The sequence below is a fragment of the Aquimarina sp. AD1 genome (assembly GCF_003443695.1).
GTDB lineage: Bacteria > Bacteroidota > Bacteroidia > Flavobacteriales > Flavobacteriaceae > Aquimarina > Aquimarina latercula.
Genome location: NZ_CP031966.1, coordinates 3,857,778 through 3,872,417, shown reverse-complemented (window position 1 = coordinate 3,872,417; position 14,640 = coordinate 3,857,778). Strand labels below are relative to the sequence as shown.

Sequence of the window (14,640 nt, the reverse complement as noted above, 5' to 3'; positions counted from 1 at the left end):
AACATTTTAAATCCAAATCAATTACATGTTCCACGTGGAACTATAATTTTGTAGCATCGTAAATTTCCACATCTAACATTTCACTTAGTGAATTTGCTATACTTAATGCTTTTTTATAATCACTAGTTCTATACAATGTAACTTTTCTGTTATCTGTAAAAAAACGTACAGCCAACTTATCATGTCTTTCTTTGGTTCCTATTCCACTAACAGCTCCCCATTCATTACTTGAACTTACGGAACCATAAAAAATAGAGATATAACTAGGAAATTCCAATTCCAAATTAGTCTTAAACAAAACATAACCAAAAACAGAAAATAGTTTTTGATTATTAAAGTCTTTGTTTATTTTATAAGATGTTGAAAATCCAAAAACCAAGAATGAACCTATAAAAAAAAACACTCTTCCGAATAATGGTTCAGAATCTAAAAACAATCCCAATACAGAAATAACAAGAACAATTGTGGTAAGAATTTTTCCTTTCAGAGCTCTTTCTTGTTTACATATTACACTTTTCATTATCTACCCATATACACTAATAAAACAGAAATATCACTAGGAGAAACTCCGCTAATTCTAGAAGCCTGAGAAATTGTAGCTGGTCTAATCTTACTCATTTTCTCACAAGCTTCATATGAAAGAGACTTTAGTTTAGTATAGTCAAAATCTTTTGGGATTTTCACATTTTCTAAACGATTAAGTTTGTCAGCATTATTTTTTTCTTTTTCTATGTATCCAGAATATTTAACTTGTATCTCCGTCTGTTCTAATACTTCCTTATCCAGATTATTTTCTTCAATATAGTTCGACACTTTACTAAAGCGTTTCATGTCATCTAATGTAATCTGAGGACGCGCAAATATTTTAAACATCTTACCACTTTGACTAATCGGTGAAGACTTTTTATCTTCCAAAACAGGATTTGCTTCAATAGGTCCAACACTAGTTTCTCTAAAAAAGTTAACAAACGCGTTTGCCTGCTTTTCCTTCAGCTCCATTCTTTTTAATCGCTCATCTTTAGCCAAACCAATTTTATGAGACATCGGTGTTAGTCTAAAATCCGCATTATCTTGTCTTAATAACGTTCTATACTCTGCTCTGGAAGTAAACATACGATACGGCTCCTCTGTACCCTTAGTAATCAAATCATCTATAAGAACTCCTATATAAGCCTCGCTTCTTTTTAGTGTAAACTCATCCTGTTCTTTCACCTTAAGAGCAGCATTTATGCCAGCCATTAAACCTTGAGATGCTGCTTCTTCGTAACCAGTAGTACCATTAATCTGTCCAGCAAAAAATAATCCTGAAACCAATTTAGTCTCTAATGTGTGCGTTAATTGCGTTGGTGGAAAATAATCATACTCTATTGCATATCCTGGTCTAAAAAACTTTACGTTTTCAAATCCTACAACAGATCTTAACGCTTTAAACTGAACATCCTCTGGTAAAGACGTAGAAAAACCATTTACATAAACTTCGACTGTATTCCAACCTTCTGGTTCGATAAACATTTGATGTCTTTCTTTATCAGCAAATCTATTTATTTTATCCTCAATCGAAGGACAATATCTTGGTCCAATACTTTTTATTCTACCATTAAACATCGGTGATCTATCAAAACCTTCTCTTAACAAATCATGCACTTCTGTTGAAGTATATGTCATATAACAAGATCTTTGATTCACCAATGGTTTAGATAAATTAGAATAGCTAAACTTTTCAGGATTATCATCACCTGGCTGCTCTGTCATTTTAGAATAATCCAATGACCTACCATCAACTCTAGGTGGTGTCCCAGTTTTCATTCTTCCTGAATCAAATCCTAAATCAACTAGCTGTTCTGTAATTCCTGTAGCTGCTCTTTCACCAGCTCTACCTCCACCAAATTGCTTTTCACCAATATGAATCAATCCATTCAAAAAAGTTCCATTAGTTAACACAACAGTCTTGGCTTTTACCTCAATTCCTAACGAAGTTCTTACACCTTTGATTTTATCATTTTCTACAATAAGTCCACTTACCATATCCTGATAAAAATCTAAATTCGGCGTTTGTTCTAATAAAAGCCTCCACTCTTCTGCAAACCTCATTCGATCGCTTTGAACCCTTGGACTCCACATTGCTGGTCCTTTTGACTTATTCAACATTTTAAACTGAATGGCCGTTCGATCACTTACGATACCACTGTATCCTCCTAACGCATCAATTTCTCTAACAATTTGTCCTTTTGCGATTCCTCCCATCGCAGGATTACAACTCATTTGAGCTATATTCTGTAGGTTCATTGTTATCAACAACGTACTACACCCTAAATTTGCGGCTGACGCCGCAGCTTCGCTCCCAGCGTGCCCAGCACCAACTACTACTACATCATACTCTTTATCAAACATAACACTATAATTTGTTCCACGTGGAACACTCTCTATATTAAAAAATAAAATGTTCCACGTGGAACATTAATAAATGAAAAACTAAAGATGTTCCACGTGGAACATCTTTAGTTTTTCATTTTCTTTTTGTCTCATAAGAATTTCCTCCTCCTTCGTTTTGTCCTTATATCCACAAAAATGCAACACCCCATGAACAATCACTCTTCTCAATTCATCCACAAAACTTACACCATAATGGTCAGCATTTTCCGAAACTCTTTCCAAAGAAACAAAAATATCTCCAGCAACAATATTTCCCAAACCATTACCAAAACTAATTATATCGGTATATGTGTCATGGTTCAAAAAATCCTGATTTATTTGTAATAAATATTCATCATCACAAAAAATATAATTGATCTCTCCAAGCTTCTTTTCTTCAGAAATTAAAACCTTTTCCAACCAAGAGCTTACAGCCCTCTCATCAACATCATAACCAGTAGTTTCGTAAAAATAATTAATCATTAGTCTTTCTAAAATATTCCTGCACTTTACGCTTATAATTCTCGCGCAAAGGTAATACTTGTCTGTTTAATATTTCCGTTGTATTAAAATATTGTTTCGCCTTCAATATTTGCTCATTATTATCATTACTGAATTTCTTATTATTACTTCTACTTTCTCTCCTATCCTCTTCTCCTTGTTCTATAGTAGCATCCTCTAATTTGAGTAATTCATGTTTTAAATCCATCATCTTACTCAAGGTGTTGTTATTAAAACCTTTCTCCAACAACTCACCCTCAATCTGCTCCATTTTATTTAAAAGCCCACTTCCTTTTCCTTTTCCAATTCCTTCCTTCTTCAACTTGTCTTCTAATGCGTTACGCAATTGTTGTTGTTGCTTATATATTTCATATAACTCACCATTCATATCCTCTTTTTGCATCTCAGATTCACCTTGACCATCTTTTCCATTTTTTCCTTTCTCACCTTTTTCCTTTCCTTCTTTGCCACTTCCTTTACCTTTTCCCTTTTCTCCATCTTCACCAGATGATCCACTATTAGATTCCCCTTTCTGTTGACCTTCTTTTTTTCCTTTTCCCTTTTCAGCACCTTCCTTCATTTTCTCATTTAACTCACCCTGCTTTTTAATGATATCTGGTAATTGGAACCCTTTAGACTTATTCCCGCTTTTACCTTTTCCTTTAGCTGACATACTGTTTTGCATCTGATCCAAAATTATACTTAGAAAATACGCCAGATCATTAGAACCAGTTACCGCATACTGTTGATTAGCCGTTCCCTGAATCACTTGATTCTCCGCCAAACGCTCTAATGACTTGTCCAAATTAAACTCTATATCCGTAAGCTTACCTGTAACTTCATCAGATATTTTAGGCCTACGCAACGCTAATGCATACAAACTGTCATCTATATGTATAAAATTTTCTCTTAATACACTTTGCCTTTTTAATTTGCCAGAATATGTTGGGTTATCATTATTAATTCCTTTAAATTCTTTCATCAATCCCTCCTGCTCAATTGAAAAATCGACCAAGTTGTCTAGAATTTGTCTCAACATTTCCATATCCTCTTGTTCCTGTTCTCCTCCACCCATCTGCATTTGCATCTGCATACCCTTGCTCATTTGCTTCATTTTTTCAGCTGCACTCTTTTGATTTTTTGTAGCCTCAGATTTATTTTTCTTCTCTAAATTATCACTCGCATCTTCTTGTTCTTTTGTCACATCCTCCTCGTCCTTTTTGTTTTCATCTAACTTCATTGGTTTCTGTAAATCCTCATTATCCTTTCTAAGATCCTCCATCTCTTCCTTAAACTTTTCAAACTCTTTGTTCAAACCCTCCTGCTTTTCTTTTGTATTTTCCTCTCCCTTTTCAGATAATTCCTCCTGCTTCTCAGCCATTTCGTTCAACTTATTAGCTAACTTTTCATGCTTTTCTATCACATAATACCTTTTCGTTAATTCTAATAATTGCTCCAAATTTTTCTTTAAATTCTTATTCTCCTTTGCCAGTTCCTCCAGCTTCTCCGTCAGCTCCTCCTTTTGTAATTTTTCTGCTATCTTATTTATTTCATCTAAAAGCTTCTCATTTTTCTTTAGCTTTTGTTCATTGCGTTCTAACATTTCCTTTAATGCATCTTTAAAAGGTTCCTCTTCCTTTTTATCTTCCATCTGCTCCAAATTATCCTTCAACTTTTTAGAGAAATTCTGCATCATCTTCTCCTGTTCCTTTTGCCTTTTTAAATAATCCTCGAGCTTCTTTTTGTCATTATAATCCAATTGCTTTTTCTCCTTCTGAAGCTTACTAATACTTTTTAAATCCTGTTCTTGAGACTTAAACTTTTTTAATGATTTATTTAATCCAGATATAGCCTGATTCTGTTCATTCAGTTTTTTCTCCTCCTCTTCATTCGTGGTTAATTTTCTATAACTAAAAACCTGGCTTTTGGTGCTCTTACTTTTATTTATTTGGTCATTATCAAAAACTTCGAAATAAAACTCGTAATTAACCCCTTCCTTTAAATCCAAATTTCCAGGAAACACGTGAATAAATTCATCAAATACCGAAGAATTTATACCTATACTTTTTGTTTCTTTATTTGATTCCTGATCGCTATCATAATACACCAACCTTAGACCATTAAGACCATAATCATCACTAACTCTACCAAAAAAATACATAGTATTATTATCTACAGTATCCTTTTCTGCTGTCAACTTAATCTCTGGATATTGATCTTTTATTACATTTACATTGAAGGAAATATTATCATAATCATGCACATTTTTATTAGATGTTGTAATCCTATAATCCCAATTGCTATATAAAACATTTCTATATTTAAAATTAGAATCACTCTTTTCGAAAACATACGAAGAATCCATAGTAACCATTTTTACTTTTTCTGTATTTCTAGTTCTAACTTTCCATTCCACTTTTGTTCCTTCCGGTACAATTGCATTACCCGAACTTTGTAAGGCTTCATCCTTTTTTCCGGTATATGAAGGATAATCCAATTGCATAACAAAATCTAATAATGTTGGTACTGGTACTACCCCTAATTCATAGTCCTTTGAAACAACATCATTAGAAGACAAAACAAAATCTATAGAATTTTTTGGTTGCGTAAATATATATTCATAAGATCCAACTCCTGTATTCTTTAAAAAATAAATCTCATCGTTATATTTTATCTGCACCTCTTCAGGAAGAACCTCTCCAACAGTTTTAACTTGTAATAAAAAATCCTTGTTTTCTAGAGCATTTAGGGATTTATTAACCACGAAAAACTGAAACGGCGCTGGAGGTTCATATGCCGTTTCGTAATTAACTACACGTTTATAACTCTCCGAAAACCAACTACCACTATTAAAAAAACTTACTATTAAAAAAACTAAAACAGGAATCAAGGCATATTTTAAATATTTAGCATTTTTCTTAAAATCTATAGCTAATTTAAAAGGTATAGGTTTTAATTCTAAAGACTTCTGTTCTATGCTTGCCAAGAGTAAAGATGAAGAAGAATCATCATTATTTAACTGTAGTAAGTTTAATAATTTATCATTAACATTTGGAAAATGATCACCTATAATCTTCGAAGCATTTTCATAATTAATTCCATTAGCTATTTTTAACAACTTAGCAGCTGGTATTAAAATAAATTTTATAAACAGGGAAATTTCCACAACAACAAACAACCAAAACAACACAGTTCTCCAAGTACTATTTAACCAAAAGGCATACTCTATTAACAACGTAATCAAAAAATATAATACTCCTATAGCAAAAAATAGTATAATCCCTTTTATCAATTCGTTGATATAATATTTTCTAATAAACTGCTCTAATTTCTCCTTTATGAATTCAAAACTACCCATAACTCTCTCCTTTTCTATTTCAGTAATCTATAAAACTACAACTTTATTTCTTATAGATTTGTTATATTTATTATAATTCAAACCCCTATACAGTAACTTATTATGAAAGATTTAAAATATATATCCGCATACACCATTCCTGTTGTTGCATTTCTAAGCATATGGTTACAAGGAATCTATACTTATTTAACTCCTATATATGTATTTGGGCTAATTCCCTTTTTAGAATTATTTACATCCGCATCCAATGAAAACTTAGAAGAAGATCTTCGTTTATCTAAATCAAAAAAACGTCTTTTCGATTGGTTACTTTACATCAATCTTCCTCTGATATATTACATTTTATTCTATGCCATATATACTATTACTAAGAATACCTTATCCCTCTATGAAATTATAGGTATCATAATATCAACAGGAATAGTTCTTGGAGCTAATGGTATTAACGTGGGTCACGAGCTAGGTCATCGTTTTACAAATGAAAGGTTTATAGCAAAAGCACTACTACTACCCTCCTTATATATGCATTTTTATATCGAACACAATTTTGGTCATCATCTAAAAGCAGCTACAACAGAAGATCCAGCTACCGCCAAATATAACCAACCTGTATATTTATTCTGGATCACTTCTGTTATAGGTCAATATATAAGTGCTTGGAAAATTCAAACCAAATTATTAACCCAAAACAATCTCTCTTTTTTCTCAATCAAAAATGATATGTTTTGGTATCTAATTATTACAACACTATACCTAGGATCTATATACTTCTTTTTTGATCTTTACGGTTTTTACATCGCAATTTCTAGCGGAGTTATTGGATTCCTATTGTTAGAAACTATCAACTACATAGAACATTATGGTCTTAAACGAAACAAAAACACTTCTGGTAGATATGAAAGAGTTAGAGAAATTCACTCCTGGAACTCTAATCACTTATTAGGGCGTATACTACTTTTTGAACTTACAAGACATAGTGATCATCACTATCGTGCATCTAAAAAATACCAAATTCTTGATCATCATGATAAGAGCCCTCAGCTACCGTTTGGTTACCCAACTTCGATGGTAATTGCGCTTCTCCCTCCTCTTTGGTTTATACTTATGAATAAAAGAGTACCTACCGAAATGAAACCATAAATTATTTATAGTTTTTTATATATATTTATTAGATAAAATCTTTTTTAAACACTTATTTTAGATCGTATCTTTGCCATCACTTTTGCACGTCTTATTCAGCAAAAAACAAAGATTATGACAAAAAACATCAGGGTACGATTTGCCCCAAGTCCAACTGGACCTCTTCATATCGGTGGAGTAAGAACTGCTCTATTTAATTATCTTTTTGCAAAAAAAAACAAAGGAACATTTGTTCTTAGAATAGAAGATACTGATCAAAATAGATATGTTCCAGGTGCTGAAAATTATATAACTGAATCATTAAACTGGTGTAATATTCCATTTGACGAAGGCCCAGGTAAAGAAGGTAATTTTGGTCCATATAAACAAAGTGAAAGAAAGCACTTATATAAACAATATGCTGATCAATTAATAAAAAATGGTCATGCTTATTATGCCTTTGATACATCCGATGAGCTTACTGAACACAGAAAAAATCATGAAGCAAAAGGTAAAACCTTTATATATAATTGGCATAACAGATCCAAGTTAAATAATTCGTTGTCGCTATCAGATAACGAAACAAGACTAAAAATTGAATCTGGTGATCCATATGTAATCCGTTTTAAATGTCCTACAGATGAAACTTTACATTTAACTGATGAAGTACGTGGAGACATTACTATAGATACTAATATATTAGATGATAAAATATTATTTAAAAGTGATGGAATGCCAACGTATCATCTTGCCAATATAGTAGATGATCACTTAATGCAAATCACTCATGTTATTCGCGGGGAGGAATGGTTACCTTCTTTAGCTCTGCATGTATTATTGTATAGATCTCTAGAATGGAAAGCTCCTAGCTTCTCTCATCTACCTCTAATACTAAAACCAACAGGCAAAGGAAAATTAGGTAAAAGAGATGGAATCACCGGGGGGTTTCCTGTTTTTCCTTTACAATGGACAGATCCTAAAACTAATGAAGAAGCCTCTGGATATCGTGAAGATGGATATTTACCAGAAGCAGTCATTAACATGCTTGCTTTTCTTGGTTGGAATCCTGGAACAGAGCAAGAACTTTTTTCTTTAGAACAATTAATAAATGAGTTTGATCTAACCAGAGTTAACAAAGCCGGAGCAAAATTTGATCCTGAAAAAACTAAGTGGTTCCAACAACAACATTTTCAGCTAGCTCAGAACTCGGTACACGTGGAACAATTGCAACAAATACTTTCTGAAAATAATATTTCTACTTCTTATGATCTAAATGACGTAATTGAACTAATAAAAGAACGAGCTGTTTTTTCTAAAGACCTCTGGGATCTTAGTAAGTTTCTGTTCATTGCTCCTTCAGAATATGATGAAAAAGCAACTAAAAAAGCCTGGAAACAAGAAACTCCTGATTTAATGCACGAGCTCACCAGAATAATTAGTGATATTCATGATTTCAACGCGGAAAACATTTCTAATACAGTTAAAAGCTGGATAAAATCTAAAGAAATTGGATTTGGTAAAATCATGATGCCTTTACGAATTGCGTTAGTAGGATCATTACAAGGTCCTGACATCTTCAAAATTATAGAAATTATAGGTAAGGATGAAACTATAAAACGAATCGAAGCTATTATAGAAAAACTATAATATTTATAAATTTCTAAACTATAAAAACACCCCTCTATCTTAATTAGATAGAGGGGTTTTATCTTATTAGTTGTAACAATTTACAATAAATATATACTGATATAATATATATTATAAATAATGTCAACAATGGGAAAGCAATATAAAGTTCTTAAATTATCAAATTTATGGTCAACCGAAAAACTACGAAAGCAAGCTGAAGATACTCTAAATAAAGCTTCTCAAGAAGGATGGGAAATTATCTCAGTCGCCTTCGGAACTTCTAGTAGTTCAGGCATGTCTACCGCAATGATAACTATAGCAAAATAATATGCAATGATTTACAATTAATTAGTAACTTCATTTCAACTATTAACTTTTAATATAAAAACAATGGGACTATATTTAATACCGCTAGTGATATTCGGTTTTATAATTCTTATATCAGGAATATTCACAGTAAGACAACAGACCTCAGCTGTCGTGGAACGCTTTGGTAAATTTTTAAGCATTAGAAATTCTGGACTACATTTCAAAATTCCAGTTTTTGATCGAATAGCAGGTAGAATAAATCTAAAAATTCAACAGTTAGACGTTCTAGTAGAAACGAAAACTAAAGATGATGTATTTGTTCGTTTAAAAATATCAGTACAGTTCCAAGTAATTAAAGCTAAAGTATATGATGCTTTTTATAAATTAGAAAATCCACATGATCAAATTACCTCATATGTGTTTGATGTAGTTCGTGCAGAAGTTCCTAAAATGAAGTTAGATGATGTATTTGAAAGAAAAGATGATATTGCTATTGCCGTAAAACAAGAGCTTAATGAAGCTATGGTGAACTATGGTTATGATATTATTAAAACATTAGTTACCGATATCGATCCAGATCTTCAGGTAAAAGAAGCTATGAATAGAATTAACGCTGCCGAACGTGAAAAAGTTGCAGCAGAATATGAGGCTGAAGCTGAACGTATTAAAATAGTAGCTAAAGCTCGCGCAGAAGCCGAGAGTAAACGATTACAGGGTCAAGGTATTGCAGATCAAAGGAGAGAAATTGCTAGAGGATTAGAAGAAAGTGTTGATGTTCTAAATAACGTGGGTATCAACTCTCAAGAAGCCTCTGCTCTTATCGTAGTAACACAGCACTATGATACGTTACAGTCTATAGGAGAAGAAACTAATAGTAACTTAATATTATTACCCAATTCTCCACAAGCAGGAAGTGATATGTTAAATAATATGATTGCTTCTTTTACTGCTTCTAATCAAATAGGAGAAGAAATGAAAAGACAAAATGCTAAAAAAGGTATCGGTGGAAAAAAACCAGATGCATAGAATTATCTTATAAAATAACAAAACCCGATCACATATTATGATCGGGTTTTATTTTTTATAAGTTTAATAATAATCTCTGTTTACAAATCACTAATTTTGCTAAAAATTGAATTGGACGGTTTTAAGAGCATTTTTATAGCAAATAGATAAGATTATATTATGCAACTTTTATTTTCCCTTACAGTCTTTAATATAAACCCATTTTTAATAAGGAAAAACTATGTAAAAACTAATGATATAGTTTTTTCTGATATAACAAAAAATAGTTTTTACAACAAACAAAAATGAAAAATTACCTATTTATACTTCTTTTGATTTCCGGAAGCATTTTTTCCCAAAATGTTAACACATTAAAAAAACAAGCAATCCGAGATGCAAAAGCTATTTCTGAAGCTTCCCTTAAAAAAGATGTAAATACTCTTTTGGACTATACACATCCAAAAATTTTTAAAAAATATGGTGAAGAGCAATTAAAAAATGATATTGAGCAAGTATTTAGAACAATGACTGCTCAAAAGATTAAAATTGTTAGCTCAAAAATTAATGGTGTATCAGATATAAAAAAAGAAAAAAAAGAATACCGATGTCTAGTTAAGAATACTATAAAAATGGATTTTAATGGACGCGATGTAACATTAAAAAGTTCTTTATTTGGTTTTTATGACAAAAAGAAAGAAAAATGGTACTTTATAGAATCTAATAAATTACTTGATGATGAGGAAACCAAAAAAATATTTAAAAATTTCGAAACTGAAATTGAAATACCTCAAGATGAGCATATAGCTGCAGATTATTAGATAAAAAAAAGAGATGAAAAATGATATTCATCTCTTTTTTTTATCTAATAATATATTTCTAACCAATACTATATCTGCTAGCTATAATTTGCGCTTCTTTACTTAAAAGTTCATTAGCATCTTCTTTTCCTTTTAATAGAAAATCCACAGCTTCTTCATCTGGCTTTATATTTTTAGTTTCTAGAACAACACCTAATGCCAAAGTTATTACAATACGAGTACCTATCTTTTTAGCGGCAGTACCATAGAGTGGAACCAATTCGTCTATTTCTACTTTTTTCGCAGCTTCTAAAATCTTTATTTTAAGCGCTTCTCGCTTCTCTTCAGGTAAATTAGTATACTTCTTCCCTGCTCTCTTAATTTCATCTATTGCAAGTACTTCTCGTTGCTTATTAGGTTGTGGTTTGTTGCCGTTATTCGCTTGTTTATTCGAAACAGGTTTAACTTTAGCCCAAGTATCCCTAAGACCTACCGTTTTATTAAAAACTAAAGCATCCGATTTACTATCTGGGTCTACATTAAAATAACCTAACCTTTGAAATTGAAATTGTTCTAATAGATTGACCTCTTTAAGACTTGGTTCTACATAACCTGTAATAACATTTAAAGAACTTGGATTAATAAAATCCATAAAATCTTTTTCCTTATGACTATCAGGAGCTTCATCATTAAACAAACGATCATATAACCTAATCTCTGCTTTAATAGCGTGTTTTATAGATACCCAGTGCAATGTTCCTTTAACATTACGCTTGGATTCCTCTGTACCACTACCCGACTTACTTTTTGGATCATATGTACAACGAATTTCTATAATGTTTCCTTGATCATCTTTAACAACGCTTTCTCCATTAATTATGAATGCATTTTTTAGACGAACTTCTTTTCCTAACGTCAATCTAAAATATTTTCGACCTGCTTCTTCCTTAAAATCGTCTCTTTCTATATATAATTCTTTAGAAAAAGGAATTTTTCGAGAACCTGCCGTTTCATCTTCAGGATTATTCTCTGCTTCTAACCATTCTTCTTCATTATCAGGATAATTAGTAATTACTAATTTTACTGGATCCAACACCGCCATTACTCTAGGAGCTGTTTTATTAAGATCTTCTCTCACACAAAATTCTAATAAAGAAACATCTATAACATTTTCTCTTTTAGCTACACCTACAGTTTCTACAAACTTTCTTATGGATGCAGGAGTATATCCTCTTCTCCTTAAACCCGAAATAGTCGGCATTCTTGGATCATCCCAACCTTTTACTATATCATCATTAACTAGTCGCAACAACTTACGTTTACTCATTATTGTATAGCTCAAATTAAGTCGTGCAAATTCTCTCTGTTTAGGTCTTATGCTCTCATTATTATAAATTTGATCCAAAAACCAATCATATAATTTTCTATGTGGTTTAAACTCTAAAGAACACAATGAATGTGAAATATTTTCAATATAATCACTTTCTCCATGAGTCCAATCATACATAGGGTATATACACCACTCATCACCTGTTCTATGATGAGACTTCTTTAATATTCTATACATCAACGGATCTCTCATCAACATATTAGGATCTGCCATATCAATTTTGGCTCTTACCACATGTGCTCCTTCATCAAATTCACCTGCTTTCATTTTACCAAATAAATCCAAATTTTCCTCTACCAATCTATCTCTAAAAGGACTATTAATACCTGGTTCTGTAGTCGTTCCTTTTTGTTCCGCAATTTTTTCTGAAGACTGGCTATCCACATATGCTTTTCCCTCTTTAATCAAGGTTACAGTCCAATCGTATAATTGCTGAAAATAATCAGAAGAATAACATTCTTTATCCCATTGATATCCCAACCAAGAAATATCCTTTTTAATAGCATCTACATACTCTTGCTCCTCTTTTGCTGGATTTGTATCATCAAAACGAAGATTTACAGGTGCATCATAAGTCAAACCTAAACCAAAACTAATTCCTATAGCTTTAGTGTGACCAATATGTAGATATCCATTGGGTTCTGGAGGAAAACGAAAACGTAAATCCTTTGGATTCATTCCATTCGCTAAATCTTCTTCTACAATATGTTCTAAAAAATTGAGTGATTTTTTTTCTTCTGTCATTGGATAAAAATAAAATACAAAACTACCTAATATTTCTAATGATACACAACAATTGTTTCATATCTATTTCAATGTTACACTATCAATACATAAAAGGGTTATTTTCCTGTAAATTCTTTTGAAAGATTCTATTACCTTTGAAAAAAAAATTTGTGGGTTTAATTACGCTTAAAAACATCAAGATATATGCATATCACGGATGTCTGGTTGAAGAAAAAAAAATTGGTTCTGATTATAGAGTTGATTTAAAAATTAAAGCTAATTTAAATACATCTGCCAAATCAGATAATCTTTCTGATACTGTTGATTATGTGCATCTTAATCACATTGTAAAAGAAGAAATGGCTATTCGTTCTAAACTATTAGAACATGCTGCAGAACGAATTTTAACTCGTATATTGAAAGAGCTACCTCTGGTGAATAAAGCGACCGTTGATGTTTCTAAAATTAACCCACCTATAGGCGGTAATGTACAAATGGTTACAATTACTAGGAGTAAAAAAAGATAAATAAATCTGAAGTAACCATAAATTTTTTTACATTTGCCCTCGAAGATGAAAAGGGTGTCGTGGCCGAGTGGCTAGGCAGTGGTCTGCAACACCATCTACAGCGGTTCGAATCCGCTCGACACCTCAAAAAAAAGTCCTGTAAAAATTACAGGACTTTTTTTATTAAAAACCGGATTCCGGTTTAATTTTTTCGATCTTATCTTGAATTCTTTTTTCCATCGTTTCTGGCAAAACCCCTTTTATGATAAGAAAAACTCCAAAAACAACCATAATAATACTAATAGTTCTTTTTATTAAATAAGTACGTTTAGGTGTTAATTTTCTTTTTAAACGTTTTGCTAACAACATTTTAAGCACATCTATAAATAAATATGTCCCTAAAACCATAGCAAAAAAGATAAAAATCCTATTGGTATTCATATCCATCTGAGGTCCTGCAACCACAATAATTCCTATCCAAAAACCTAAAACTCCAATATTTATGAAATTCAATAAAAATCCTTTAAAAAAAAGCACAAAATAATTGTGCTTATTAATAATCTCAACTGATGTATCTCTAAGTTTATTATAATTTTTTCTTTCCTTAATAAATGATATTGCACCATAGGTAGCTAATAACATGCCTCCAAAAACGAACAAAGCAGGATCATCTTTTATTTTTTCTAAAATCTGATTCGTACTAAAATATGCTATTAAAATAAAAACAATATCAGCAAATATCACTCCTAGATCGACTGCTAAAGCTGCTCTAAATCCTTTTATAGCGGCGGTTTCTAGTAATACAAAGAATACTGGCCCAATTAAAAAGGCTAATATAAATCCTAAAAATATTGCTGCTTGAGCGTCTTGAAACATAAAATGTAAGCG

General features: G+C 31.7%; 12 protein-coding genes and 1 tRNA gene. 7 read left to right on the top strand and 6 right to left on the bottom strand.

All coding sequences use genetic code 11. The annotated features are described in order from the left end of the window. Positions 1-40: 40 nt before the first annotated feature. From D1815_RS16715 to D1815_RS16700, 4 genes are all read right to left on the bottom strand, one after another. On the bottom strand, positions 41-520 hold the full coding sequence (locus tag D1815_RS16715; RefSeq protein WP_118388334.1) for a hypothetical protein: 480 nt from the start codon (positions 518-520) through the stop codon (positions 41-43). Further along, positions 520-2,391 carry a tRNA uridine-5-carboxymethylaminomethyl(34) synthesis enzyme MnmG gene (gene mnmG / locus D1815_RS16710; RefSeq protein ID WP_118388332.1) on the bottom strand — a complete coding sequence of 624 codons (1,872 nt, stop codon included), beginning with the start codon at positions 2,389-2,391 and terminating at the stop codon, positions 520-522. The genes D1815_RS16715 and mnmG overlap by 1 nt, the downstream gene beginning before the upstream one ends. Before the next feature lie 81 nt (positions 2,392-2,472). Continuing rightward, positions 2,473-2,895 (bottom strand): rRNA maturation RNase YbeY, encoded by a 423-nt coding sequence (gene ybeY, locus D1815_RS16705; RefSeq protein WP_027394501.1) that lies wholly within the window; start codon positions 2,893-2,895, stop codon positions 2,473-2,475. Beyond that, the gene (locus tag D1815_RS16700) at positions 2,888-6,271 is read right to left on the bottom strand and encodes a DUF4175 family protein (RefSeq protein WP_118388330.1); all 3,384 of its coding nucleotides are present in this window, start codon (positions 6,269-6,271) and stop codon (positions 2,888-2,890) included. The genes ybeY and D1815_RS16700 overlap by 8 nt, the downstream gene beginning before the upstream one ends. Positions 6,272-6,373: 102 nt before the next feature. On the opposite strand from D1815_RS16700, the gene D1815_RS16695 reads away from it, so the two are divergent. The 5 genes from D1815_RS16695 to D1815_RS16675 all read left to right on the top strand — a co-directional run bounded on the left by D1815_RS16695 (position 6,374) and on the right by D1815_RS16675 (position 11,151). Beyond that, positions 6,374-7,411 carry an alkane 1-monooxygenase gene (locus tag D1815_RS16695; protein WP_118388328.1) on the top strand — a complete coding sequence of 346 codons (1,038 nt, stop codon included), beginning with the start codon at positions 6,374-6,376 and terminating at the stop codon, positions 7,409-7,411. A gap of 114 nt (positions 7,412-7,525) precedes the next feature. Next, positions 7,526-9,037, top strand: a complete 1,512-nt coding sequence (gene gltX, locus D1815_RS16690) for a glutamate--tRNA ligase (RefSeq protein ID WP_118388326.1) — start codon at positions 7,526-7,528, stop codon at positions 9,035-9,037. A gap of 129 nt (positions 9,038-9,166) precedes the next feature. Beyond that, positions 9,167-9,346, top strand: coding sequence for a DUF4177 domain-containing protein (locus D1815_RS16685; RefSeq protein ID WP_027394505.1), 180 nt, complete (start codon positions 9,167-9,169; stop codon positions 9,344-9,346). 63 nt (positions 9,347-9,409) lie between these two features. After that, positions 9,410-10,354 (top strand): SPFH domain-containing protein, encoded by a 945-nt coding sequence (locus D1815_RS16680; RefSeq protein ID WP_027394506.1) that lies wholly within the window; start codon positions 9,410-9,412, stop codon positions 10,352-10,354. A gap of 284 nt (positions 10,355-10,638) precedes the next feature. Beyond that, the gene (locus D1815_RS16675; protein ID WP_118388324.1) at positions 10,639-11,151 is read left to right on the top strand and encodes a hypothetical protein; all 513 of its coding nucleotides are present in this window, start codon (positions 10,639-10,641) and stop codon (positions 11,149-11,151) included. Between the two features lie 58 nt (positions 11,152-11,209). On the opposite strand, the gene D1815_RS16670 is transcribed toward D1815_RS16675, so the two are convergent. After that, on the bottom strand, positions 11,210-13,264 hold the full coding sequence (locus D1815_RS16670) for a glutamine--tRNA ligase/YqeY domain fusion protein (protein WP_118388322.1): 2,055 nt from the start codon (positions 13,262-13,264) through the stop codon (positions 11,210-11,212). A gap of 152 nt (positions 13,265-13,416) precedes the next feature. On the opposite strand from D1815_RS16670, the gene folB reads away from it, so the two are divergent. Next, a complete protein-coding gene (gene folB / locus D1815_RS16665; protein WP_027394509.1) occupies positions 13,417-13,773 on the top strand; it encodes a dihydroneopterin aldolase in 357 nt (118 codons plus the stop codon). 53 nt (positions 13,774-13,826) lie between these two features. After that, a tRNA-Cys gene (locus D1815_RS16660) sits at positions 13,827-13,897 on the top strand. A gap of 38 nt (positions 13,898-13,935) precedes the next feature. Here the strand turns inward: D1815_RS16660 and D1815_RS16655 are convergent. Beyond that, positions 13,936-14,628 carry a LysE family translocator gene (locus D1815_RS16655; protein ID WP_027394510.1) on the bottom strand — a complete coding sequence of 231 codons (693 nt, stop codon included), beginning with the start codon at positions 14,626-14,628 and terminating at the stop codon, positions 13,936-13,938. Positions 14,629-14,640: the final 12 nt, after the last annotated feature.